The organism is Rhodococcus sp. 1R11 (assembly GCF_004563845.1).
Classification (GTDB): Bacteria; Actinomycetota; Actinomycetes; order Mycobacteriales; family Mycobacteriaceae; genus Rhodococcoides.
In genome coordinates, this window is record NZ_SPNG01000010.1 from 1 (window position 1) to 24,953 (window position 24,953).

Consider the following 24,953-nt stretch of genomic DNA (forward strand, 5'->3'; position numbering starts at 1 on the left):
TGGTGATCGGGGCGCGGTCGATGGCGAAGGTCGGCACGTGCACAGGGTGTGCGGGCCGCTCGTTGTCCAGCGCCCACGGGTCCAGGGAGGTTCCCATCGTGAACGGCTCGCCCGCAACGATGGCTTCCCCTGCGACCGGCGTCGTGGACGTCGGCGGTGCGGGAGCGGTGAGAACAGCAGGACCGGAACGCAACTGGTGGGTTGCCAGCATGGTTTCGTCGTGCTGCTGCTCGTGTTGGGCGATCATTCCGAACGCGAACCCATGCTTCTCGACCGGCCGGCCCTCGAACGTGCTGTGCTCCAACACGTCCCAGGCCTTGTCTCGAACGGTCTGCACGTAGGCACGCGCTTCCTCGGGCGTCAGGAGCGGCAGGGACGTTCGCGACGAACGCGAATGCTTGAACGCGTCGTACAACTCGTCGATGTCCGGCCGCACCGGGTCGCGGCCACCGACATCGCGCACGAGCCAGAGTTCTTCCTGACTGCCGATGTGTGCCAGATCCCAGATCAGCGGACTCATCAGCGGCGAATGTTGAGCCATCAGTTCGGTTTCGTCCAGGCACTCGGTGAGCGCGGCGCTGCGGGACCGGCTCCGAGTCAGCACGGTCTCGATCCTGGTCCTGAGTTCTTCGGCGCTCACACCGATTCCTTTCGGCTCTGCGATGTGGGCGAGACCGCATCGAATTCGTGGGGCGAAATACCTGCGCGACATCTCCGAGATGCCGCACGCAACTGCTGGGAGAACTCTCCTACCGCGGACGATGCGAGATCGAGCACTTCGCTTGCGGCCCTGCGCAGCTCGCCATCGGCCAGACCTGCGCGGGCAGCATCGAGCCACCGACCGGCCGTGCCTGCGCCGATCTCGGTGGCGCGAGCCACCAGCTCGGGTGTCGACAACAGCGCCTCGAACGCGGCGGCCGGTATCACCCACTGCCCGTCGGGTTGCCCGTCGAGGTAACGGATTTCGAGGTGCCCGCAGGCTCGGACATGCGGGAACAGCGTCGTCAGGTGGTAATCGAGGTCGCCGAAGGTTGCCGGGCGACCGACAACGCCCGGATCGTCGAGCCACTGCGCAAACGTGATGCCGGACGGCGCTTCCCAGTTCTGGGTGGTTCCCCTGATGCAAAGGAGCGGAACGTCGAGGGCCCACCGCGCGTAATCGGCGATCGGATCGCCCGTGTTCGGCACCGTCGTCCGGCTGGAATCGAGTTCCAGCCAGGTCCGCATTCGCTGCGATGCCCACGCACCCGCCGGTGCACCGGCGAGCTCGGGAGACCGCGCGAACGCGGCGACGAAAGCCGGGCCGACGGCGTGCAGCATCTGCCACCGCGCCGTGACCTCGGCCCGATCACGTCCGGCGTCGACACTGACCTGGGTAGCGGCGGTGTTGCACATCATCAGCTTGCCGAAGGGACCGATGGTGGTGAAACGGTTCTCCATCGCGCAGTACCGCGGCAGGACCAGAAGTCGTTCGGGATCTCGCACGGCGTCGGCGGGAACCGCGTTGATGGAGATGCCGTCGCGACCGAGCATGTCGTGCAACAGACGGGCATCGGCGTCGAGCAGCGGTTCGAGCTGGGAAACGGAAATAGAAGGCGAACTGGACAATTCGACTTGGCCGCCCGGTTCGACGGTGACGATACTTCCGCCCGGCAGCGTCAGGGCGGGTGATTCGGGAGCGATACTGCGCGGGGAGTGATCACCGAGCGCAGCGGCCAGAGCTGACAGGGAGGGCCGCGAACCGTCGTCGAGGGCGGTGAGCCATTCGAGTTCGGCACCGATGAGCGACGGTGGCCCCAGCTTGAAACACACCTTCGACACATATGCCTCGATGGCTGGGCGTGTGCTCAGCTCGAGGGACTTCTCGTTGGAGGACACATTTCCTTCTTCCCACTCACCGCGATCCGACTACGCAATGTACCCAGCTGCCAGGATCGAAAACGCCGAGATCCCGCGTCGTATCGAGGCTACCGATTGTGGAACCCTGATGCCCGAGAGTTCGCTACCGGAAGGACTATCGATGCTCGATCACGACCGCATTCGCCGCGAAACCCCTGGTGCGTCGGGCCGGGTATTTCTCGACAGCGCCGGCTCCTCGCTGCCGCCCACCGTCGTCGTCGACACCGCGATCGCCCATCTGCGCCGCGAGGCGGAGATCGGCGGGTACCGGGCCGCGAGCGAACGCGTCGACGATCTCGCGGCGGTCAAGACATCGATCGGAATCCTGATCGGGGCACCGGCGTCGACCATCGCTCTGAGCGATTCCGCCACTCGTGCCTGGTCCGACTTCTTCTACTCGGTGCCGTTGTCGGCCGGGGATCGAATCCTGCTGTGCGAGGCCGAATACGCCAGTAACGCCATTTCCGCGCTGCACCGTGCCGAGGTCTCCGGGGCCACCGTCGAGGTGATTCCGAGCGACGCATCGGGGTGCATCGACGTCGACGCACTCGAGCAGATGCTCGACGACCGGGTCAAGGTGGTGTCGGTCGTGCACGCGCCCACCAACGGAGGCTTGATCAACCCGGCCCGCGCAGTGGCCGATCTCGCCCATCGGCACGGTGCCCTCGTCCTGCTCGACGCCTGTCAGTCGATCGGCCAGTTGCGGGTGAACGTGGACGAACTCGGCGTCGACGCCCTGTCGGCCACCGGACGCAAGTGGCTACGGGGGCCCCGAGGTACCGGGTTCCTGTACCTGCGACCGGAATTGGCCGCGAGCTTGCATCCACCGGCTCTCGATCTGCACAGCGCGCAGTGGGAGGACTCGTCCACCTACCGAATGGCCGACGACGCAACACGTTTCGAGTTCTGGGAATGCGACGTCGCAGCTCGGCTCGCACTCGGCGCGGCCGTCGACTATCTACTCGAACTGGGCGTCGACGACGTCGCCGACGCCATCGCCGAGCGCGCCGACTACCTACGTGCCGGAATGCGACGCATTCCTGGGGTCACCGTCCACGATCTCGGTGACCGCAAGAGCGGCATCGTCTCGTTCACCGTGGACGGCGAGGAGCCGGTGGCCGTCCGCGATCGACTTGCCGACCGAAACGTGACGGTCACGGTGAGCCATCGCGGCTCCACGCGACTGGACATGACGGGCCGGGGACTCGACGCCGTCGTCCGTGCATCTCCGCACTACTTCGTCACCTTCACCGAGCTGGACACGATGCTCGCTGCGCTCGCCGGTGCGTGAGCGGGCCCTGCGGTCCGGATGTGCGCTGAGGTAGGCGGCGACCCCGATCCCCGAGACTGCGAGGCCCGCGATACCGAACCACGTGACCGCGTCGCCGAACATCAGGAAAGCCCAGAGCATCGTCGTCGGCGGTGTCAGGTAGAGCAGCACGCTGGCACGAGTCGGACCACTGCGGCGCACGACGAACAGGTACGCGCCGTATGCGCCGAAGGTCGACAGCACCACCGTCCACGCCACCGCAGCCCAGAAACCCGTCGTCATCGGCGGTACCGCGTCACCGGCAAGTGCACTCAACGTCATGAATCCGACTGCGCTGATGCCACATTGGATCGCCATGGCCAGCGCGATGGGTTCTTTCGGATCCAGTAGCCGCTGCCCGATCGTCCCGGCCGACAGCGCCAGCATGCCCGCGGCGGGAAGGAGATAGACCGGCCAGGCGAGATCGGCACCGGACAGGTCCCCGACGACAACGAGCGTCACTCCGGCGATGCCGACGACGAGGCCGAGGATTCCTCTCGATCCGACGCGTTCGCCGAAAATCCTGCTCGATGCCAGCGCGACCACCAGCGGCTGCAATGCAGCGATCAGGGCGGCGACGCCCGGAGGGACTCCCATGCCGATGCCGGTGATGGTGGCACCGAGGTAGAGGAACTGGCAGAAGAGGCCGAGGACCGCGTGGATGCGCAGTGCGTGCCACGTCGGGGTGAGTCGTCGCCATCGGCACCAGGCGATGAGGAGCACGACTGCTACCAGATATCTCCAGGCCAGCAGCGTGTGGGCCGGAGCTTCGGCGGTGCCGAGTTCTGCTCCGATGAAGCCCGAACTCCACAGAATCACCAGAGCTGTACCGGCGAGAACGTCGATGCGTGATGTCATGAAGGCGATGTAAACATACAGGTCTGTATACTCGCAGTGCACCCCATTCTGACCAGCGCTTTCGAAAGGTCACCATGCACGACAAGCCACTGACCCCGGCAGCGGAACGAATCCTCGCCGTCGCGAGCGAGCTCTTCTACGACCGCGGAATCCGCGCCGTCGGCGTCGACCTGATCGCCGAGGAAGCCGGCACCACCAAGAAGACCCTGTACGACCGCTTCGGCTCCAAGGACGGCCTGGTGCAGCGTTACCTGAAGCGTCGATACGACCTGTGGTGCGCGCACGTGACGCAGTACGTCGATTCCCTCGACCAGGGTGAGCAGCGGGTACTCGGGGTCTACGACGCACTCGACCTGTGGATGCGCGACAACCATCGCGGCTGCGGATTCGTCAACGCGTTCGCCGAGTTCGGCGGCACCGACAGCCCGGTGCTGGCCATCATAGAGTCGGAAAAGGCGTGGACACGATCGCTGTTCGCACGCTTGGCCGCCGAAGCCGGATACCCCGAATCCGAAGAACTCGGGACTCGATTGTCACTGCTGCACGAAGGTGCGGTGGTCATGGGAACCGCAGGCGGCCGGGACGACGCGATCGCCGTCGCCCGGTCGGTGGCCGCCGAGTTGCTCGCTGCGCTCGCACGTGAGCGGAAGTTCGTAGCAGGGGTCGAACTTCCGCGCACGTGACCTGGTCGTGTATTGTCTTCCAGGTTGTCTCGGCGAGGGTAGATCCGGCTCATCAGGATCCACCGTTATCGACGCGGCTCGGCCCCGTTGGCCGCGCTCGTTCGTGTCCGCCCCGACGAGTTTGACCGCCCGACGAAGTACGCCGCACGAACCACAGATCACAGTTATCAGGAGCATGTAGCACCATGGCATCGAAGGTAAACAACCTCACCGCACAGGTCCGCACCGAATTCGGCAAGGGTGCCGCACGCCGCGCTCGTCGCGACGGCCTCGTTCCCGCCGTTCTGTACGGACACGCAACCGACCCCCAGCACCTGGCACTCGATGCCCGCGCATTCGCCGCCGTGCTGCGTAACGACGGCACCAACGCTGTGCTCACCCTCGACATCGCCGGCAAGTCGCAGCTGGCACTGACCAAGTCGATCGTCGTGCACCCGATCCGTCGCAGCATCGAGCACGCCGACCTCCTCGTCCTGAACAAGGGCGAGCGCGTCACCGTCGAGGTCAACGTCATCGTCGAGGGCGACGCCGCACCGGGCACCCTCGTCACCACCGACTCGACCTCCGTCGAGATCGAGGCCGACGCGCTCGAGATCCCGGAGAACTTCGTCGTCTCCGTCGAGGGTGCTCAGATCGGCACGCAGATCACCGCAGCCGACCTGGATCTGCCGTCCGACGTCACCCTCATCTCCGACGGCGAGACCCTCCTGGTCAACGTCGTCGAGGCACCGTCCGAGGAAGACCTCGAGGCCGACGGCGAAGGCACCGAGCCGATCTCCGAGACCGGCGAGGCCGAGACTCAGGAAGAGGCAGCTTCCGAGGGCGACGACAGCTCCGACGAGAGCTGATCTTCTCCCCCTGCATCTCGAGCGGCGCGCTGTTCTCCTTCGGGAGACGGCGCGCCGTTCGTTTCGAACCATCGATGGAAGAATGACGCCCGTGAGCACCGAAAACGGTCCCGCCCTGATAGTCGGGCTCGGCAACCCCGGTCCGCAGTACGACAAGACTCGGCACAACGTGGGCTTCATGGTTGCCGATGCACTTGCCGGACGCGTCGGCTCGTCGTTCTCCTCGCACAAGAAGTCCAATTCCGACATCGTGCAGGCCCGGCTCGACGGCCGTTCGGTCGTCGTCGCGAAGCCGCGAACGTTCATGAACCTTTCGGGCCAGCCGGTGGCGGCGTTGGCTCGCTTCTTCTCCGTCGACCCCGCGAACATCGTGGTGGTGCACGACGAACTGGACATCGACTTCGGCGCACTGCGACTCAAGCTCGGCGGCGGTGAGGGCGGGCACAACGGTCTGCGCTCGATATCTCAGCACCTCGGCACCAAGGACTACCTCCGGGTCCGTGTGGGCGTGGGACGCCCACCGGGACGGATGGATCCGGCGTCGTTCGTGCTCAAGCCCTTCTCGACCCCCGAACGCAAGGACCTCGGCGTCGTGATCGAAGAAGCCGCCGACGCCGCCGAGCTACTGCTGAAGACCGGTCTCGAGGCTGCCCAGAACCAGGTGCACCCGCGCTGATCAGTTCAGCAGCGAGATCGAATTGGCCCGTCGCAGTTTGCCGCTCGACGTCTTCGGAATGCTGCCCGGCCCCAGAACTGCCACCGTGCGGGGGCGCACTCCTACCTCCGAATGCACCGCGTGGACCACTTCGCGCTCGATGCGCTTGACCTCGTCGGGGTTGTCGATGGCGTTCGTTTCGACTGCAACAGCGAAACTTTCGCGCTTGTCGCCGGCGTCGAGACGAATCGCGACCGCGTTACCGGGCCGGACTCCCGCGACGGTGCCCGCCGCTCGTTCGATATCGGTGGGATAGATGTTGCGGCCGCCCATGATGATGACGTCCTTGACCCGGCCGCAGACGACCACCAGTTCGTCCTCGGTGATGTAGCCGACGTCGCCGGTATCGAGCCAGCCGTCGGCGTCCTGTGTGGACACCGGGCCCTCGACGGTGATGTATCCGGGAGTGACGGCCTTGCCACGGACCTCGATGATGCCGACACCGCGCGCGGTGAGCACCTGACCTTCTTTGTCCACGACGCGGCCTTCGAGACCGGGAACGAACTTTCCGAGAGTGGCCAGGGATCGGGTGTTGCCGCGGGTGGACGGGACTGCGCGGCCGAGCGTTTCGAGTAGATCCGCGTCGACCACGTCTATCACCTGCCCCTGGCCGGGGTCCGGAATCGACACGGCGAGAGTCGTTTCCGCCATTCCGTAGACCGGCGCGAGGGCCGCCGGATCGAGCTTGTACGGCGCGCCCGCTTCGGCCAGCGCGATCATCGTGTCGGGGTCGACGGGTTCGGCACCGTTCCACGCGTAACGCAGCGTGGACAGATCCAGATCCAGATCGTCCTCCGCCTGACGCAGCCGACGCGCCAGTAGCGAGTACGCGAAATTGGGTGCAGCAGTGACTGTTCCGCGATACTTGTCGATGAGCTTGGCCCACAACAGCGGCGAGCGCAGGAAGTCCAACGGCGTGATGCTCACGACCTCGGCACCCACCTGCATCGGCACCGACAGGAAGCCCACCATGCCCATGTCGTGGAAGAGCGGCAACCAACTGACCATGACGTCGGAATTCACGTCGAACTCGATGCGATCGATCATCGCGTACGCATTGACGTAGAAGTTCTCGTGCGTGATGCGCACGGCCTTGGGCGACCCGGTGGAGCCGGACGTGAGCTGCTGCAGCGCGATGTCGGTCTCGGCCGTCGGCACCGGATCGATGTCGCGACCGGACTTCATGTCGTCGATCTTCAGCACGGTGATGCCGCGCTCGACGAGCACCGGTGCGGCGATGTCGAACGGGGCTCCCAGAATCACCGCCTTCGCATCGATCATCCGGACGACGGTTTCGGTGTCCTCGCCCCAGACGGCCAGATCGGTCCGCGGGGTGGGCTGATGCAACATCGTCACCGACGCTCCGCGCATCCACGTGGCCTGGCAGGCAGGTGCGATGTCGACGGGCTGGCCGGCGAGAATACCGATCGCGTCGCCGTGTTCGACCCCTGCGTCGGCCAGCGCGCCCGCCATCCGCCGCGCCTGCTCGTGGATCTCACCCCACGACTGGCGCAACGCCGCCTCGGGCTCCCCGGTGACCAAACCACGCTTGCTGCTGCTTGCGGTCTCGAACATCTCGTCGGTGAACTTGCTCAACGCGTCATCTCCTCGTTCGACGGTCCTTCCGCGTCCCTCACCCTAAGCAATCCCGCGATGACCGGTGACCGTTACCGGCCGCGTATCCTTGACCTTTGCCGTTGCCGTGACTACGAGATAGAGGCCTTCGTGAGTACCCCGCCCAGTTCCCCCGACGTCGATGCAGCACTCGACGGGTCAGGACCGAACTCCGGCCCCGCTCGACACTCGGCCAGGGAACTCGATTTCGAGGTCGCGAGGCGTCGAACATTCGCGGTGATCTCACACCCCGATGCCGGTAAGTCGACGCTCACCGAGGCCCTCGCCCTGCACGCCCGCGTCATCTCCGAGGCCGGCGCCATTCACGGCAAGGCCGGCCGCCGCTCCACGGTCTCGGACTGGATGGAGATGGAGAAGGCGCGCGGCATTTCGGTGAGTTCGACTGCGCTGCAGTTCAATTACCAGACCTCCCCCGACGCCGAGGTCACCAACGTGATCAACCTCGTCGATACCCCCGGGCACGCCGATTTCTCCGAGGACACCTACCGCGTCCTGACGGCGGTCGACGCGGCCGTCATGCTCATCGACGCCGCGAAGGGCCTCGAGCCGCAGACCCTCAAGCTGTTCCAGGTGTGCCGCCAGTTCGGGATCCCGGTCATCACCGTCATCAACAAGTGGGACCGCCCGGGTCAGTCCCCGCTCGAACTGCTCGACGAGATCGAGTCACGTATCGGCCTGACGCCGACGCCGCTGTACTGGCCCGTCGGCATCGCGGGTGACTTCCGTGGCCTGCTCGATGTGCAGGACGGCAGTTACATCCGCTTCACCCGAACCGCGGGTGGTGCCACGATCGCGCCCGAGGAATTCATGACGGCCGAGGCCGCCGCGCAGCGCGAGGGCGTCGACTGGGACACCGCCGTCGAGGAGAGCGATTTGCTGATCTCGAGCGGCCAGCAACACGACCAGGAGATGTTCCTCGCCGGCCAGACGTCGCCGGTGATCTTCGGCTCGGCGATGCTGAACTTCGGCGTGCGCCAGATCCTCGACACCCTGGTGGCGCTGGCCCCCGCACCCGGCCCCCGTGCCGATGTCTCCGACGGGGTGCGCGCGGTGACCGATCCCTTCAGCGCCGTCGTGTTCAAGGTGCAGGCCGGCATGGACACCGCACACCGGGACCGCCTGGCCTTCATGCGCGTGGTCTCGGGCGTGTTCGAGCGCGGCATGGTCGTCACGCACGCACAGACCAAGAAGCCGTTCACCACCAAGTACGCGCTCACCGTCTTCGGGCGGGACCGGACGACGGTCGAGAACGCTTACCCCGGCGACATCGTCGGTCTGGTCAACGCCACCGCGCTCGCGCCCGGCCACACGCTCTACACCGACAAGAAGGTCGAGTTCCCACCGATCCCATCGTTCGCACCCGAGCACTTCTCGGCATTGCGCGTCGACAGCGCCGACAAGTACAAGAAGTTCCGCCGAGCCGTCGAGCAACTTGACTCCGAAGGCGTGGTTCAGGTGCTACGCAACGACATTCGCGGCGATGCCTCCCCGGTTCTCGCGGCCGTCGGCCCGATGCAGTTCGAGGTGGTCACCGCACGAATGAAGACCGAATTCGGCGTCGACGCTCGGATGGAACCGTTGGGTTACTCACTCGCTCGTCGCACCGACGCGGCGTCGGCCGTCGAATTGGGCCGCCAGCGCGGCGTCGAGATCTTCACCCGGACCGACGGCGCCCTGCTGGCTCTCGTCAGCGACAAATGGCGACTGCAGTACATCCAGAAGGAGATGCCCGAGCTCACCCTCGAGCCCCTCGTCGCTGCAGGCGATCAGTAGCTTTTCGCGGTGCTGACAGATCTGCTCGACGCCGAATTCAGTGTGCTGGGCCACCCGGTGCTGTGGCGCGAGGTGATCGGGAACGGCTTCGGACTGCTCTCCGCGGTCGGCGGGATGCGTCGAGTCGTGTGGGCGTGGCCGGTGGGGATCATCGGAAATGCGCTGCTGTTCACCGTCTTCATGGGCGGGGTGTTCCACACTCCGCAGGCACTGGATCTGTACGGACAGGCCGGACGGCAGCTGATGTTCATCGCCGTCAGCGCCTACGGGCTGGCCCGGTGGATGCGCGGTTCCAAGAGCTCGGGGGCCGCGGTCGTTCCGCGCTGGGGCACTGCCCGCGAGCGGCTCGTGATGATCGCCGTTGCAGTCGTCGGAACGGTGGTGTTCGCGCAGCTGTTCGGGTACCTGGGCTCGTTCGGCAAGTGGGCCGATGCGTGGATCTTCACCGGCTCGATGCTGGCGACGTTCGGCATGGCCCGCGGGCTCACCGAATTCTGGCTCATCTGGATCGCGGTGGACGTCGTGGGCGTCCCGCTGCTGGTGATCGCCGGTTTCTACCCGTCCGCTGTCCTTTACTTGGTATACGCCGCGTTCGTGACCTGGGGTTTCGTGGTGTGGTTCAGGATCCAGAACAAGCCTTTGGACCAAAAAATGGCGATCTAAACAATCGTGATGCTACTCTCAGGCGGTCCGAACAAACTTCGAGTACGTTTTGGCGTGCTCGACGCCGAGTTGGGCGTCATGTGAGTTCTCCGATCATGGCGTCTCGGCGCGGAACCACCCGAGAATCACGATGAAGTGGAAAACGACATGACTAAGGGAACGAACTACCCATTGGCCGGGATCAAGGTCGGTGGCGCTCCCGCACATCGTTTGGCGACGCCGCCGAAGTCCGATTCCACTCCGTCCAACGGTGCCCGCACCGACAGTTCGGTAGCTGCACCCGCCGAGAAGGCGGCCGAAACCACCACCGATTTTCCGGCGGCAGTGGTCACGCCCACCGACACGGTATCCGCTCCACAGCCCGCAGCATCAGAGAAGCCCGCCACGGAATCGAACGAGGTTGAAGTGACCACCAGCGATCAGATCTCAGAACACGGCCTGCCTACCAACGGCCGTTCCACCGCTCACGCCTCCAGCGCCAGCACGTCGCCGTCGCTCGGCCGCGGCCAAGCACCCGACCGTCGTACCGCCATGGGCGTCGCGTCGGTGCGTATCGCGGGTCGGCTGACCCAGAACGAACTCGGCAGCCGTACCGGCGACATCCGCACTCCGGACACCTCCGTCGGCCCCGACGAGCTGCTTCAGCTCCTCGGCGAATACCTCGTCTCCGGTGGTCTGCAGAACCCGGAGATCCACGTGCGTTCCAACGGCCAGACGATCGTGCTGGATCTGCAGAACCCCGCCAAGGGTTACCGCTGACCCGCTGACGGTCACAGCAGCTGCTGGAAGGCCTCTGGTCGCACCATCTCGAGCACCAGAGGCTTCCACTGCGGCGCGCGGTCCTTGTCGACCAACACTGCGCGCACACCCTCCGCGAAGTCCGGTTCGGTGATGATCCATGTCGCCAGCCGCAACTCGCGATCGAGGCACTCCCGCAACGAACTGTTCGCAGCCCGCTCGATCAGGGCATCGGTGGCCATCAAGGACGTCGGCGACAGCGTTGCCAACTGAGTCTTCGTGGTGCGAGACCATGCGGTGTCGCACTCCAATGCGTCGATGATGTCGACGAGCGACGTCTTCTCGAACACCGTGGCCACCGCCTTCGCGTCGAACGACAGCTCCGTCGTCGGCGGCGGGGCCGTGTATCGCTCCAACGCTTCACCGAGATCGGTGCCGCCGAGAATGTCGTCCTTCAGCGCCTGGACGGATTCGCTGGGGCAGAAGTGTGTCGCCAATCCCAGTGTCACAGCGTCGGATCCGGTGATTCGGGTACCCGTCAGTGCCAAGTAGCGGCCGATGCGATCGGGCAACCGCGACAGGAAATAGCTCGAACCCACATCGGGAACGAAGCCGATCGCGGTCTCCGGCATCGCCATGACAGCCTTCTCGGTCACGATCCGCACGCTGCCGTGAACCGAGATTCCCAGCCCTCCCCCGAACGCCGCGGCCTCGATGACCGCCACATACGGCTTGGGGTACGTCGCAATGATCTCGTCGAGGTCGTACTCGGCAGAGAAGTAGCGCGGCCCGGCTTCTCGGTCGCCGTCGATCACGGCCTGCCTGATGGCCTTGATGTCTCCGCCGGCGCAGAACGCGCGCGGTGAACTGCTCGTCACCAGAACCGAACCGACGGTGTCGTCGTCCCGCCACGCATCGAGTGCCGCACGAATGCCGTGGATCATGGCCTCGTTCAACGAGTTCAGGGCCTCCGGCCGGTTCAGGACGATATGCCCGACACCACCGACTACCTCGGCTTCGACTACGGCCAATGCGGACTCCCTTTCACCTGCTTCGATCGACGCGTAACAGTAGCGCTATTCGCGTGATTCGATCGAGCGTGGCCGCGCGTCGGACGGTATGTCGGCGGGACGGCACTCGCGCTCCTCGGCGGTGAACCACCCGCGATACAGAAACAACTGGCCGAGCACCGGGCTCTTGACTTCGATCTCGATGCGGTGCCGTTCCTCTGCCGCGTCCCACCATTCGCGGCCGATCGTGACCGCGGAGGCCACCTTCGGCAACTTCGGCGCAATGGGACCGAGCAGAAACCGCGGCACCTCGCTCTCGAGCACCAACCCTCCGTCGGAGTCGACCGCACACGTGGTGTGCACCACCATGTCCGAGGAAAATCCCAGATAGTCCAGCGCATACGCGTCGGATTCGGCGGACGACACCATCACCGAATTCATCCCCTGCGGACGCGCGGCGAACGCGAATCGACGCACGAAAGACATTGTCTCGCGGCCTAATTCGTCGACGTACGCGTAGTTGGCGATGGTGAAGGGCACATCCTTACCCACCCCCGCAGGAAACAGGCCACGCTTGCGACCGGCCCACAGCAGCGGCGGCGGAACGAGACGAGAATGAGTCATCTCCTCCATCACACCGACCCCGAACTGAGCCCGATGATCCGAAGACTGCAAACCGAAACGCCATTGGACCTTGGGATGCAGACGAGCGAAATCCGAACCCATCACTTCTGCGACGACCGATGCCATGACCACAGTATGCGCTGCGCGCATGTGCACGAAACTTCGTAGCAGGTTACGAGTTACCACTCACATGGCGCAGGCTCTACTCAGCCACCCACATGGCGGCGGGGCCGCTCATTCCAGTTCGGCGGCCAATTCCATCCAACGTTCCTCGGCGACGTCCTTGTCCGCCAGGACCTGCTTGAGCTCGGTGTCGAGAGCAACGAGCTTGCCCTGCTCGGTGGACGCGTCGGCGAGTTCGGCGTGCAGTTCGGTCTCTCGCTTGGACAGGCGAATGACGAGCTTCTCGAGCTTGCTGAGCTCCTTGCGAGCAGCGCGCTCGGACGCGGCGTCACGGGTGGCCTTGCGCGGTACCGAGCCGGTGGTCAGCGAGTCCGGCGTCGCGTCAGCAGCGAGAATGGCCCGCCTACGGAGGTACTCCTCGATGCCGCCGGGCAGATTGGTGAGCTTGCCGTCGCCGAACAATGCCCACGTCGAATCACATATGCGCTCGATCAGGTACCGGTCGTGGCTGATGACGACCAGAGTGCCCGCCCAGCCGTCGAGGATGTCCTCGAGCTGCTGGAGGGTGTCGATGTCCAGGTCGTTGGTCGGCTCGTCGAGTAGCAGCACGTTCGGCTCGGCCATCAACACACGAGTGAGCTGCAGCCGACGACGCTCACCGCCGGAGAGATCTCCGACGGGGGTGCGCTGACGCGCAGGGGTGAAGCCGAGCCGCTCCGCCAGCTGCCCCGCAGAGATTTCTCTGTCGCCCAACGTGATCCGCTCGGCCACTTCCTTGACCGCATCGAGAACTCGCAGCTTCTTGGGCAGGTCGTCCAATTCCTGCTTCAGCCAACCGATCTTGACGGTCTGGCCTTGGATGCGCTTACCAGCAGCAGGCTGTAGTTCACCGGCGAGCGTGCGGAGCATCGTCGTCTTACCCGAACCGTTGACGCCGACGAGACCGACGCGCTCACCTGGAGCCAGACGCCACGTGAAGTCCTTGACCAATTCGCGGCCGTCGGGAGTCTCCAGACGCGCGTCCTCGAGTTCGATGACGACTTTGCCGAGACGGCGCTGAGCGAACGAGGACAACGCGACGGAGTCACGTGGGGCGGGGACGTCGGCGATCAGAGCCTCGGCCGCCTCGATGCGGTACTTCGGCTTGGACGTGCGGGCCGGGGCACCGCGGCGCAGCCACGCCAACTCCTTGCGGGCGAGGTTGCGGCGCCGCTCCTCCGATGCGTCGGCCTGACGGGAGCGCTCGGCGCGAGCGAACACCCAGTCGTTGTAGCCACCCTCGTAGGCCTCGACACCGCCGCCGACCACTTCCCACGTGCGGTTGGCGACGGTATCGAGGAACCAGCGATCGTGCGTGACGACCACCAACGCGCTCCGACGGCTCACCAGATGCGCCGCCAGCCACTGCACGCCCTCGACGTCGAGGTGGTTGGTGGGCTCATCGAGCACCAACAGATCCAGATCCTGAACCAGGGCCGCTGCCAACGCGACTCGTCGACGCTCGCCACCGGAAAGATTGTCGATCGGCGCGTCGAGTCCGGAGCTACCGGCCGGACCCAGATCGGCAATACCGATACCCGTCAGGATGTTTCGCACCCGGGAGTCGCCGGCCCACTCGTGCTCGGCCATCCCGAGCGGATCGAGTACCACCTGACCGACCGTCGACCCGGGCGGCAACACGCCGCGCTGCGTGACGACGGCCATCCGCAGGCCGTTGACGCGACTGACGCGTCCCGAATCGGGGGGTTCGATGCCGGCGAGAACCTCGAGGGTGGTGGTCTTGCCGCCGCCGTTGAGGCCGACCATGCCGATGCGTTCGCCCTCCTGCACACCGAGGGAGACGCCGTCGAGCAATGGCTTGACGCCGAAGGACTTGCTGACGTTTTCGAGATTGACGAGATTGACCATCAGGAAAAACCATTCGATTCACTAGTGACCACACGAGCACCGGGAACCGGTCCACTCGCAACACGGACGGTGCGGCACACGCCTGCACCGGACAATTCAGCGCTCACCGACACCGCCGCATCGGCATCGGCGCACAGGAACGCGCACGTAGGGCCCGAGCCGGACACGATGCCCGCCAACGCTCCCGCGGTGACGCCCGCTCTCAGCGTGCGACGCAATTGCGGCATCAGCGACACCGCAGCGGCCTGCAGATCGTTCCCCAACAGCGGCGCGAGGGCACGCGCATCACCCGACGCCAGGGCATGCATCAGATCCTCGGTTCCGCCGAGCCTGGGCGGGTCGCCCTTGGCCCGCAACTGATCGAGCTCGCCGTACACGGCAGGCGTCTGCAGACCACCCTTGGCCAATGCCAGAACCCAATGAAAGCTGTTGCGCGAGAGCACCGGGAGCAACTTCTCGCCGCGGCCGGTCCCGACGGCAGTACCGCCGTGCAACGAGAACGGCACATCGCTACCGAGTTCGGCCGCCACCTCGTCGAGCTCGTCACGCGAGAGTTCGAGATGCCACATCGCGTTGAGCGCCACCAACGTAGCGGCAGCATCGGCACTACCGCCCGCCATGCCGCCGGCCACCGGAATGCCCTTGTCGATGGTGATCTCCACCGACGGCTCGCGCCCGACCCGACGGCCCAACAACTCCGCGGCCTTCCAGACCAGGTTCCGCGAATCCGTCGGAACGACCTTCGCGTCGTCGCCGCGCACCCGAACCGACAACGCCTTCGCCGGAACGACCGACAACTCGTCGGAGAGAGACAGCGCTTGGAACACCGTCGTCAACTCGTGAAAGCCGTCGGGACGCAGGTCACCGACCGAAAGATGCAGATTCACCTTCGACGGGGCCCGAACGACAACGGGCGTGGGAACGACAGATAGCACGTTTAACCACAGTAGTGGAGAAACAGGGGCCGGGTTCACCATCAGGCGGTCCAGCTCGGGGTACGCGACCGTGCGCCGATGGGGAGTCAATGTGACGTTTAGTGGACTTTTCGGGGGTCAATGTCACGTTGAGTGGACTTCGGTGGCGGCAAGAAGAGCACAAAGAGGACCGAAGGTGTCCGCATTCGGTGGCATTGTGTGGACATGAAGGAAACCTCGGCCCGGCTGTTGCGGCTGCTGTCGCTACTGCAGACCCGGCGCGATTGGGCGGGTGCAGAGCTTGCGGAACGGCTCGACGTGACGCCTCGTACGCTGCGGCGCGATGTCGACAAGCTGCGCGAGATCGGCTATCCGGTCAATGCGACGCCGGGCGTCGGCGGCGGCTATCAATTGGGGCCGGGTGCCGAGATGCCGCCGTTGTTGCTCGACGACGACGAGGCGTTGGCGGTGGCGTTCGGCCTGCAGTCGGCGGCCGGTGGGTCGGTGGCGGGGATCGGCGAGGCGTCGTTGCGTGCGTTGACGAAGCTGCGGCAGGTGATGCCATCGCGTATCCGGCATCGGCTCGACGCCCTCCGGATCGACGTGGTGGAGCACACTCCGCGGTCTGCGGTGGATGCGGCGGTGCTGTCGACGGTGGCTGCGGTGTGCCATGGGCACGAGCGACTGCGATTCGACTACCGCAAGCACGACGGTTCGGAGTCTCGTCGCGAAGTGGAGCCCTACAGCTTGGTTCGGGCGGGAGCGCGGTGGTATCTGCTGGGTTGGGATGTGCTGCGCCAGGATTGGCGATCGTATCGGGTGGATCGGCTCACCCCGAAGATTCCCACGGGCCCGCGGTTCACCCCGCGGGAGTTGCCTGCGGGCGGCGCGGCGGCTTTTGTCTCGCAGGGAATCGACCGCGCGTTCACCCAGGTTCAGGCACGTATTCGTTTGCATGCACCGATCGAGACGATCGCCCCGATGGTCGACGAGCAATGGGGCACAATCGAATCCATCGACGACACCTCGTGCGCGCTGGTGCTCTCGGGCGACTCCCTGCCGTCGATCGCCCGCTGGCTGGCGGCATTCGACACCGACTTCACCGTGCTCGATCCGCCGGAACTGAACGACGAGTGCCGCGTGGTCGCCGAGCGTCACGCGGCCCTCGAACGGCGATACCTTGCCGCGGTTCACCCTCCGGTAACCGACGCGTGAGTCAATGGGTCCATGACGACCCCACTCGGTTTCGACCCGACCTTCCTGGCCGACATCGACGTTCCGCTGCCGGGTCGAGCAGGCCTGGTGGTTCTTCCGTACACACACTTCTCGGTATCCATGGACCCCGTCCGACGCCTCGCCGCGGTCACCGGCGTGAACATCGACGGCTCGAGCCTCGCAGATGTAGAACGAGGCGATGATTGGCGTCTGGACGAGCGACTTCCGGCGTCGCAGCAGGCGGGCAACGAGTTGTACTCGAACAACGACCTCGACCGTGGGCATCTCGTTCGTCGACGAGATCCGGTGTGGGGCGAGCTGTCGGTCGCGACGCGTGCCAACGCGGATACCTTCCACTACACGGTGTGCGCTCCGCAGACGGCCACGCTGAACCAGTCGAAAACTCTGTGGCTGGGGCTCGAGGATTACGTACTGGGCCATGCCGAGCAGTACGGGCAACGACTCTCGGTGTTCAGTGGCTGCATCTTTGCCGACGACGATCCGATCTACCGAGGCATTGTCATACCGCGTCGCTTCTTCAAGATCGCCGCATGGTCCCAGGATTCGGCACCGGCATGCACCGGGTACGTGCTCGATCAGTCGCCGTCACTCGACCCGATTCTCGACAAGCCGCTTCGGGTCGAGACCGATCCCCCACCGCTCGGCCCGTACCGCACGTATCAGGTTCCGGTGTCCGACATCGCGTCGGCGACCGGCTTGGAGCTGGGAGGTCTCACCGAGGCCGACCGGTACGCACCTGTCGCGGCGGCACGCGCCGAGGCGTCGAAATGGACCGAACTGACGCGGCTGTCGGACATTCACCTGTAAGAACGAGACGTCAGGCCTCGGTAGCCGCCAGGCGAACGAACGCTGCAGCATCGATCGTTTCGCCGCGGGCCGTGGGATCGATTCCGGCCTCACGGAGTCTGCGCTCGGCGGCGACGGGTGAACCGGCCCACCCCGCGAGGGCAGCACGTAAAGTCTTGCGGCGCTGAGCGAATGCGGCGTCGATGACGGCGAATACCGACTTGCGGTGTGCAGTATCGGTCGGCCACGGCGGCTCGGCGTATCGATCGATGCGTACCAGCCCCGATTCCACTTTGGGAACCGGCCAGAACACCGAACGACCTACTGCCCCGGCCCGTTTGACGTCACCGAAGAATCGGGCCTTGACGCTGGGAATGCCGTAGATCTTGCTTCCCGGTACCGCGGCGAGGCGATCGGCGACCTCGGCCTGGACCATCACCACGGCGACTCGCAGGCTGGGTAGCTCCGAGAACAGGTGAATGAGCACAGGAACCGCGACGTTGTACGGCAGGTTCGCCACCAATGCCGTCGGTTGTCCCGGAATGTCCTCGGCCCGTACGCGCAACGCGTCGGCTTCGATGACCGTCAACCGTTCGGCGAGGGTGGGGGCGCGGTCGGCCACCGTGATGGGCAACCGGGTGGCGAGCTTGGGGTCGATCTCGACCGCGACAACCGCGTCGGCCACATCGAGCAAGGCGAGAGTCAACGATCCGAGGCCGGGACCGACTTCGAGGACGGTGTCCTGAGGTCCGACTCCGGCGGAGGCGACGATGCGTCGCACAGTGTTGGCGTCGTGCACGAAGTTCTGGCCGAGTTGTTTGGTGGGCCGTACATCGAGCTCGGCGGCGAGAGAGCGGACTTCGGCTGGACCGAGCAGAGCCGCAGCTCCCCTCACATGTTCGGACACGGCGGAAACTCTACGTGGGCGGGAGTGGAGCCTGCGGAATGACCCAGAGAGTCGATCAGCGATAACCCAGACGCGAGGTGCAGGCGGGCCATGCGCCCCAGCCCTGCGACTTCTGCGTCACCGATGCGATGGCGATCTGCTCTTCGCGGGTGGCGAGGTCTGCGCGCGGTGCGTATTTGAGGCCGCCCTGGCGTTCCCAGGTGTTCTGGTCGAACTGCACGCCGCCGTAGAAACCGTTGCCGGTGTTGATGGCCCAGTTCCCGGTTGCCTCGCATTGAGCGAGAGCATCCCAGATCGCGCCGTCCTGTACCGGTGGCACCTCGGTGCCGGGCTTGGCTCCGACGCGAACGGTCTTCGGCTGCGCCGGCACCTTGATCACTTCGTGGACCTTCTCGCGTCCGGCCTCGACCCCGTTGACCATGTTGATCTTCCAGGTGATGTCGGAGACGCCGGGAGCGCCGGGGTTCTCGACGACGGTCTTGCTCATGTTCATCGTCGGATCCTCGATGCGCTGTTCCGGGGCATCGGTGTCGGTGGTCTCGGTCTTGGTGACGGTCCGGTCGCGCGTGACGACGATCTCGGCACCGTCGGTGACGGCGGCATCAGGATCCGGAGACACGGTGTCCGCCTCTTCCAACGGCTTGCCTGCTGCGTCGAGGAACTCGCGCACGGTCGGAGCGGCGAGCGTCACCGGCGTCGCCGGACTGCCTCCGTCGACCAGCGTTACCTGCTTGGGCAGAGCCACGTCCAGTTCGGTGCCGTCGAGGGGCAACCGCTCGGAGCGAGACGCCGACACGTGGACGTCCTCGGCGAGGCCCGTCTGCTGCAAGGCTTCCTCGACGGTCAGCGCAGTGGTCCAGATCTCCTCCGGCTTGCCGTCGACGTTCAGAGTGATCTCACGAGCGCGGCGCAGCACGACGGTGTCGCCGTCGCTCAGCCCGGAGTCGGGCGCGGGAACGACCAGATCCTTGTCGGACGGCGTGTAGCCGGCATCGACGAGAGCGCTGTTGACGTCGGTCTTCATCGTGCTCAGCGAAATCATGTCGCCGTCGACGTCGATGGTCACGGTTTTGTGACGGCTCACCGCCATCACGCCACCGGCGACCAGCGTCATCAACAGGGCCGCGATGACCAGGTAGAGCGTGGTCGAACGTGCGGAGTTGAGGCGTCTGATAGTCGACAAGTTTCGTATTCCTGGCGGTTGCAAGCGTGACGTCGGGGTCGAAACGCCCGAGTTCGGTCACGGTACGGTAACGAATTAGCACCTGCGCCGCAACCCAAGGAGCTAGAGCCCGTACACCCGCTCAGCATTCGCCGTGGCATGCGCCGCCAGTTCGGCCGGGTCCTGACCACGAACCTCGGCCAACGCGCGGGCGGTGTACGGCAGGCAATAAGGCTCGTTGGGCGCACCGCGAAACGGATGCGGCGTGAGAAACGGAGCATCCGTTTCCACCAGCACCAGCTCGTCGGGCACCAACACCGCGGCCTCACGCAGCGCATGCGCGTTCTTGAAGCTGACCGTCCCCGAGAAGCTGAGAACGTAACCGGCGTCGACGCAGGCCTTGGCGGTCTCGGGCCCGCCGGAGAAGCAGTGGAAGATCACCGTCTCCGGAGCACCCTCGGCAACCAGGACCGCGAGCAGATCCTCGTCGGCCTCACGGTTGTGGATCATCAGCGGCTTCCCGAGGCGCTTGGCGAGATCGATGTGCCAGCGAAATCCCTCGTGCTGCTCGGCGACCGTCGCACAGTCCTCGAGCTTGCCGGGCCAGTAGTAGTCCAGACCCGTTTCGCCGATGGCGACGACACGCGGATCGGCCGCGAGTCGTTCGATCTCGGCCTTCGCTGCGTCGTCGAGCACGTTCGCCCGGGTGGGGTGGATGGCCACCGCAGCCCACACCCGCGGATCCCAGGACGCAGCATCGACGGCGAAGCGCGCGGCGTCGAGGTCGTCGGCGATCGTGACCACCCGGGTGACCCCCACCGACTCGGCGCGATCGACGATCGCGGCCACGCTCGCGGCATCGGTCGCTCCGCAGGCATCGAGGTGGGTGTGGGCGTCGACGAGGGTGCCGACGGCATCGGGCAGCGGTGGCGCGGGACGTTCTCTACTCACGCTGGATAGAGTAGGCGCACCATGACTGCGCCAGCTGATGCCTCACGGCCACCCTTCTACGTCACCACGGCAATCGCGTACCCCAACGGAGCACCCCACATCGGGCACGCGTACGAATACATCGCCACCGACACGATCGCGCGCTTCAAGCGCCTCGACGGCTACGACGTGCGTTTTCTGACGGGAACCGACGAGCACGGCCTCAAGATGCAGCAGACCGCGCAGAACGAGGGCATCGACGTCCGCGAGCTCGCGGCGCGCAATTCCGACGCCTTCCAGGCGGCTCACGATCTGCTGCAGAGCTCCTACGGCCGCTTCATCCGCACCACCGATGCCGACCACCATGCCGCGAGCCAGGAACTGTGGCGGCGGATGGAAGCGAACGGCGACATCTATCTCGACTCGTACTCCGGCTGGTACTCGATCCGCGACGAGGCGTTCTACACCGAGGCCGAGACCACCGTGAACGAGGACGGCTCCCGCGTCGCGACCGAGACGAACACGCCCGTCGAATGGACCGAGGAGTCGTCGTACTTCTTCCGACTCTCGCAGTACCAGGACAAACTGCTCGAGATGTACGACGCGTCGCCCGATTTCATTGCACCGAACACGCGCCGCAACGAGATCGTGAACTTCGTCAAGGGCGGTCTGCGCGACCTGTCGATCTCCCGGACCACATTCGATTGGGGTGTGCCGGTACCCGGCGATCCCGCGCACGTGATGTACGTGTGGGTCGACGCGTTGACCAACTACCTCACCGGTGCGGGTTTCCCCGAGACCGACTCGGAGGCGTATCGGAAGTTCTGGCCCGCCGATCTACACGTCATCGGCAAGGACATCACGAGATTCCACACCGTCTACTGGCCGGCGTTCCTGATGTCCGCAGGCATCGAGCTACCCAAGCGGGTGTTCGTGCATGGGTTCTTGAATGTCAAGGGCGAGAAGATGTCCAAGTCTCTGGGCAACGTGTTGACTCCCGACTCGTTGGTGGAGAACTACGGCCTGGATCCGGTGCGCTTCTTCTTCCTCCGCGAGGTCTCGTTCGGGCAGGACGGCAGCTACAGCCACGAGGCGATCGTCGCACGCGTCAACGCCGATCTGTCCAACGAACTGGGCAACCTCGCGCAGCGTTCGCTGACGATGGTGGCGAAGAACCTCGAAGGGCAGCTTCCGACACCGGGTGAGTTCACCGCCGAGGACGAGGCGATGCTGGCCCGCGCGGACGCGCTGCTGGAGATCTGCCGCCGCGAATTCGACGTGCAGGCAATCCATTCCGCGCTCGAAGCGATCTGGTCGGTACTCGGCGAGACCAACCGCTACTTCTCGCTGCAGCAGCCATGGGTGCTGCGCAAGACCGACCCCGATCGCATGGCCACCGTGCTGTACGTGACGATCGAGGTGTTGCGCATCGTGAGCATCCTGGCTCAGCCCGTCATGCCCGATTCCGCGTCGCGCATCCTCGACCTGCTCGGGGCTTCGGATCGCGAATTCGCCGACATCGCAACACGTTCGGTGCCCGGCACCGCTCTCCCGGCCCCGACGCCGGTGTTCCCCAAGTACGAAGAGAAGTAAGCCCATGTGAGCGGAACTTCGTAGCCCACTACGAGGTTCCACTCACATGCGGCGAAGCCGCTCTACAGCGTCTTTTCGAGCTCCTCCAACGTGTTCTCCAGATGCGTGAGCATCCGCTGCAGGTGCGGCACACTGCGGCGGCACCCGATGAGCCCGAAGTTCAGCGAATCGCCGTTGCTGGCGACGGTGATGTTCAGCGCTTGTCCGTCGCACACGATGGACGCCGGGTAGATGCCGTCGAGTTTCGCGCCGTTCCAGTAGAGGTCTTCCTTGGAACCGGGCACGTTGGAGATGATCACGTTGAACGGCGGCGGAGTGTAGTCGACGAATCCCGGCACCGGCCCGAACAGCAACGGGGCCATGGTGATTGCACCGACGGCAAGCGCTTCGAGGGTGTTGAGCTCACCCATCATCTGCTTACCTCGGACTGTGGACTCCTTGATGCGTTCGAGGCGAAGCAGCGGATCGGATTCGTCGGTCCCCAGGTTGCACAGGATGGTCGTCACGGAGTTCCCGGAGTCCTTGTCGTCGCCCTCCTTGCGCAGCGAGACCGGCACCATGGCGATCAGCGGCTCCTCGGGGAGCGCGTTCTGATCGATGAGGTAGGCACGCAACGCACCGGCGCACATCGCGAGCACCATGTCGTTGAGCGTCGCATCGAGAGCGGTACCGACCTTGCGAATGCGCTCGATCGACCAGCTCTCCGCCGCGAAGCGTCGAGCGCCGCCGATGGGCACGTTGAACATCGTCCGCGGTGCCCGCAGCGGTAGCTGCGCGCCTTCTTTCTTCAACGCGCGCAAACCTATTCGCGCGGAGGCAGGGGCGAAGTCCACCAGGTCGCCGGCAATCTTGCGCCCCATGGACAGGCCGCTGCCCAGCTGCGCCAGCCGCCCGGGCTCGGCCTTGTCGACCTTCTTTCTGCCGCGACCGAACAACGACGGGTCCCAGGTGGCCACTCCGCTGCGATCCTCGGGGTCCGTCGAGAGTGTGCGCTGCATGAGCTTCAGCGCGCTGACGCCGTCGACCAGCGAGTGATGCACCTTGGTGTACAACGCAATTCGGCCGTCGGCGAGACCCTCGATGATGTGCAGTTCCCACATCGGCCGGTAGCGATCGAGCGGGGCACTGTGATTGAGCGAGAGAAACTGGAACAGCTCGCGGATGCGTCCCGGCGAGGGCAATACAGCGCGCCTGACGTGGTACTCGAAGTCGACGTCCTGATCGAAAGCCCACGCGAGAGTCCCCATGATCTGCACCGGGCGGGCCGGCCGCTTGCGGAACAGCTCGTGCACCTCGCCGCTGGTGAACGTCCGATGCACTTCCTGTGCGAACTCGTGCGGATCGCCGGGCGGTACGAACAACTCCAGTCCGCCCACGTGCATCGGGTGCTCCCGTGATTCGGCGATCAGAAACATCGATTCGGTGATGGGCATGAGTGCCATGAGCTGTCCTTTTTCCATTTGTTTTATGTCACGGTACGGCACCGAATGTGACTCAGAACACGACCTTACGTGCGCTCACGGAATCCCACCCGCTATTGTCCGTTACCAGGGGTTCCAAACAGAACGGGGATCCGACGCACGGCGCACACGCGCCCTGCACAGCCAACGGGGATGGAGGCGACGGCTATGAATCCGGCGCTCACCGTAGTGAAAACGTCCGACGCGACAGCCACCGCGCGCCGCCGCGACATCCGCGGCGCAAGTCTGCAGTCACAGATCCTGTCCAAGTACCTGCAGTTCACCGTGCGCCCGTTCCTGACAGTCTGGGCGCAGGCACCGTCGCTGCCGTGGCCGATGGGTTTGGTCGATTACGCGGGTCTGCTCGTCCCCCAGATCAGCGGCACCAACCGCAGTCGCGTCATGCTCTCCGAGTGCGAGGCCGAATGGATTCGGGCCGAGGGCAGCGGAACCGATCGTGTCGTTCTGTACATGCACGGCGGTGCCTTCGTCTGCTGCGGATTGCGGACTCATCGGCGGATGACGTCACGCATCTCCAAGAGCGTCGACGGCGCAGTACTTTCGGTGAATTACCGCATGATGCCGCGTAACCCGATCTCACACGCCGTCGAGGACGGGGTCGACGCCTACCGCTTCCTCCTCGATTCGGGCTACCGCCCGGACCAGATCCTCCTGGGTGGGGATTCGGCGGGCGGATATCTCGCTTTCATGGTCACCTTGGCTCTGCGTACCGTAGGCCTGCCCGCACCGGCCGGGATCTTCACGATGTCGCCCCTGACCGACATGGATCCCACCGGCAAACTCACCCACGAGAACGCCGACAAGTGTTCGGTGTTCCCGTCCACTGCCGTTCCTGCGCTGACCGCACTCGCCGATCGTGTGGACGCACGCATCGTCATCGAAGGTGAACGCGGGCCGCGGGTCTCACCGGTCGACGGTGATCTCGCCGGCCTGCCGCCCGTGCTGATCCAGGTCGGATCGACCGAAATGGTCTATGCCGACGCCGAACTCATGGCGCAGCGCCTCGCCGTCGCCGGAGTCGACTGCGAACTTCAAGTCTTCGAGGATCAGGTGCACGTGTTCCAGGCAGCCGATTTCGTCCCCGAAGCCCGGCGCGCACTACGCGCCATCGGCGAGTTCGCCCACAACGTCAGCCCCCGTACAGAAAGCTGAGATACC

22 protein-coding genes and 1 pseudogene are annotated in these 24,953 nt (G+C 65.2%); 11 read left to right on the forward strand and 12 right to left on the reverse strand.

What is annotated here, in order from left to right:
• The coding region (locus tag E4P29_RS17425) for a DinB family protein (RefSeq protein ID WP_245154385.1) at positions 1–640 on the reverse strand (640 nt) is incomplete at its 3' end.
• The gene (gene egtA, locus E4P29_RS17430) at positions 637–1,878 is read right to left on the reverse strand and encodes an ergothioneine biosynthesis glutamate--cysteine ligase EgtA (protein WP_135046467.1); all 1,242 of its coding nucleotides are present in this window, start codon (positions 1,876–1,878) and stop codon (positions 637–639) included. The genes egtA and E4P29_RS17425, both read right to left, overlap by 4 nt.
• A 142-nt stretch (positions 1,879–2,020) precedes the next feature.
• On the opposite strand from egtA, the gene E4P29_RS17435 reads away from it, so the two are divergent.
• The gene (locus tag E4P29_RS17435; protein WP_135046468.1) at positions 2,021–3,190 is read left to right on the forward strand and encodes an aminotransferase class V-fold PLP-dependent enzyme; all 1,170 of its coding nucleotides are present in this window, start codon (positions 2,021–2,023) and stop codon (positions 3,188–3,190) included.
• A gap of 45 nt (positions 3,191–3,235) precedes the next feature.
• Here the strand turns inward: E4P29_RS17435 and E4P29_RS17440 are convergent.
• Positions 3,236–4,066: pseudogene (locus E4P29_RS17440) on the reverse strand (DMT family transporter); the annotation flags it as partial.
• A gap of 74 nt (positions 4,067–4,140) precedes the next feature.
• Here E4P29_RS17440 and E4P29_RS17445 point away from each other — a divergent pair.
• The 3 genes from E4P29_RS17445 to pth all read left to right on the forward strand — a co-directional run bounded on the left by E4P29_RS17445 (position 4,141) and on the right by pth (position 6,273).
• Positions 4,141–4,749: a TetR/AcrR family transcriptional regulator gene (locus E4P29_RS17445; RefSeq protein WP_135046469.1), complete on the forward strand. Its 609-nt coding sequence runs from the start codon at positions 4,141–4,143 to the stop codon at positions 4,747–4,749.
• Positions 4,750–4,934: 185 nt separating this feature from the next.
• Positions 4,935–5,597 carry a 50S ribosomal protein L25/general stress protein Ctc gene (locus E4P29_RS17450; protein ID WP_135046470.1) on the forward strand — a complete coding sequence of 221 codons (663 nt, stop codon included), beginning with the start codon at positions 4,935–4,937 and terminating at the stop codon, positions 5,595–5,597.
• 82 nt (positions 5,598–5,679) lie between these two features.
• Positions 5,680–6,273, forward strand: a complete 594-nt coding sequence (gene pth, locus E4P29_RS17455; RefSeq protein WP_135046471.1) for an aminoacyl-tRNA hydrolase — start codon at positions 5,680–5,682, stop codon at positions 6,271–6,273.
• Here pth and E4P29_RS17460 read toward each other — a convergent pair whose 3' ends face one another.
• Positions 6,274–7,908 carry a fatty acyl-AMP ligase gene (locus E4P29_RS17460; protein WP_135046472.1) on the reverse strand — a complete coding sequence of 545 codons (1,635 nt, stop codon included), beginning with the start codon at positions 7,906–7,908 and terminating at the stop codon, positions 6,274–6,276.
• 129 nt (positions 7,909–8,037) lie between these two features.
• Here E4P29_RS17460 and E4P29_RS17465 point away from each other — a divergent pair, with 129 nt between their 5' ends.
• The 3 genes from E4P29_RS17465 (at position 8,038) to E4P29_RS17475 (ending at position 11,142) form a co-directional block, all read left to right on the forward strand.
• Positions 8,038–9,720, forward strand: coding sequence for a peptide chain release factor 3 (locus E4P29_RS17465; protein ID WP_027496083.1), 1,683 nt, complete (start codon positions 8,038–8,040; stop codon positions 9,718–9,720).
• Positions 9,721–9,729: 9 nt separating this feature from the next.
• On the forward strand, positions 9,730–10,383 hold the full coding sequence (gene pnuC / locus E4P29_RS17470) for a nicotinamide riboside transporter PnuC (protein ID WP_135046473.1): 654 nt from the start codon (positions 9,730–9,732) through the stop codon (positions 10,381–10,383).
• A 147-nt stretch (positions 10,384–10,530) separates the two neighbouring features.
• The gene (locus E4P29_RS17475) at positions 10,531–11,142 is read left to right on the forward strand and encodes a hypothetical protein (protein WP_135046474.1); all 612 of its coding nucleotides are present in this window, start codon (positions 10,531–10,533) and stop codon (positions 11,140–11,142) included.
• Between the two features lie 11 nt (positions 11,143–11,153).
• Here the strand turns inward: E4P29_RS17475 and E4P29_RS17480 are convergent, their stop codons facing one another.
• The 4 genes from E4P29_RS17480 to E4P29_RS17495 form a co-directional block, all read right to left on the reverse strand.
• Positions 11,154–12,152: an enoyl-CoA hydratase/isomerase family protein gene (locus tag E4P29_RS17480; RefSeq protein ID WP_135046475.1), complete on the reverse strand. Its 999-nt coding sequence runs from the start codon at positions 12,150–12,152 to the stop codon at positions 11,154–11,156.
• A 45-nt stretch (positions 12,153–12,197) separates the two neighbouring features.
• Positions 12,198–12,881, reverse strand: a complete 684-nt coding sequence (locus E4P29_RS17485) for a DUF4166 domain-containing protein (protein ID WP_032364166.1) — start codon at positions 12,879–12,881, stop codon at positions 12,198–12,200.
• A 108-nt stretch (positions 12,882–12,989) separates the two neighbouring features.
• Positions 12,990–14,786 (reverse strand): ABC-F family ATP-binding cassette domain-containing protein, encoded by a 1,797-nt coding sequence (locus E4P29_RS17490; protein ID WP_135046476.1) that lies wholly within the window; start codon positions 14,784–14,786, stop codon positions 12,990–12,992.
• Entirely contained in the window at positions 14,786–15,721 is a 936-nt protein-coding gene (locus tag E4P29_RS17495; RefSeq protein WP_135046477.1) for a 4-(cytidine 5'-diphospho)-2-C-methyl-D-erythritol kinase, read from the reverse strand. Before E4P29_RS17495 ends, E4P29_RS17490 begins: the two co-directional genes overlap by 1 nt.
• Positions 15,722–15,925: 204 nt before the next feature.
• Here E4P29_RS17495 and E4P29_RS17500 point away from each other — a divergent pair, with 204 nt between their 5' ends.
• Positions 15,926–16,915 carry a YafY family protein gene (locus E4P29_RS17500; protein WP_135046478.1) on the forward strand — a complete coding sequence of 330 codons (990 nt, stop codon included), beginning with the start codon at positions 15,926–15,928 and terminating at the stop codon, positions 16,913–16,915.
• Positions 16,916–16,927: 12 nt separating this feature from the next.
• Entirely contained in the window at positions 16,928–17,743 is an 816-nt protein-coding gene (locus E4P29_RS17505) for a DNA/RNA non-specific endonuclease (protein ID WP_135046479.1), read from the forward strand.
• A 10-nt stretch (positions 17,744–17,753) separates the two neighbouring features.
• Here E4P29_RS17505 and rsmA read toward each other — a convergent pair whose 3' ends face one another.
• The 3 genes from rsmA to E4P29_RS17520 form a co-directional block, all read right to left on the reverse strand.
• Positions 17,754–18,629: a 16S rRNA (adenine(1518)-N(6)/adenine(1519)-N(6))-dimethyltransferase RsmA gene (rsmA, locus tag E4P29_RS17510; protein ID WP_135046480.1), complete on the reverse strand. Its 876-nt coding sequence runs from the start codon at positions 18,627–18,629 to the stop codon at positions 17,754–17,756.
• A gap of 55 nt (positions 18,630–18,684) precedes the next feature.
• Positions 18,685–19,812 (reverse strand): resuscitation-promoting factor, encoded by a 1,128-nt coding sequence (locus E4P29_RS17515; RefSeq protein ID WP_135046481.1) that lies wholly within the window; start codon positions 19,810–19,812, stop codon positions 18,685–18,687.
• Between the two features lie 102 nt (positions 19,813–19,914).
• On the reverse strand, positions 19,915–20,742 hold the full coding sequence (locus E4P29_RS17520) for a TatD family hydrolase (RefSeq protein WP_135046482.1): 828 nt from the start codon (positions 20,740–20,742) through the stop codon (positions 19,915–19,917).
• Positions 20,743–20,763: 21 nt separating this feature from the next.
• Between E4P29_RS17520 and metG the strand changes: the two genes are divergently transcribed.
• On the forward strand, positions 20,764–22,314 hold the full coding sequence (metG, locus tag E4P29_RS17525) for a methionine--tRNA ligase (protein WP_135046483.1): 1,551 nt from the start codon (positions 20,764–20,766) through the stop codon (positions 22,312–22,314).
• A 62-nt stretch (positions 22,315–22,376) separates the two neighbouring features.
• Here metG and E4P29_RS17530 read toward each other — a convergent pair whose 3' ends face one another.
• Complete coding sequence (locus E4P29_RS17530; protein ID WP_135046484.1) at positions 22,377–23,756, reverse strand: wax ester/triacylglycerol synthase family O-acyltransferase; 1,380 nt, start codon at positions 23,754–23,756, stop codon at positions 22,377–22,379.
• 186 nt (positions 23,757–23,942) lie between these two features.
• Between E4P29_RS17530 and E4P29_RS17535 the strand changes: the two genes are divergently transcribed.
• Positions 23,943–24,947 (forward strand): alpha/beta hydrolase, encoded by a 1,005-nt coding sequence (locus E4P29_RS17535; protein WP_135046485.1) that lies wholly within the window; start codon positions 23,943–23,945, stop codon positions 24,945–24,947.
• Positions 24,948–24,953 lie beyond the last annotated feature (6 nt).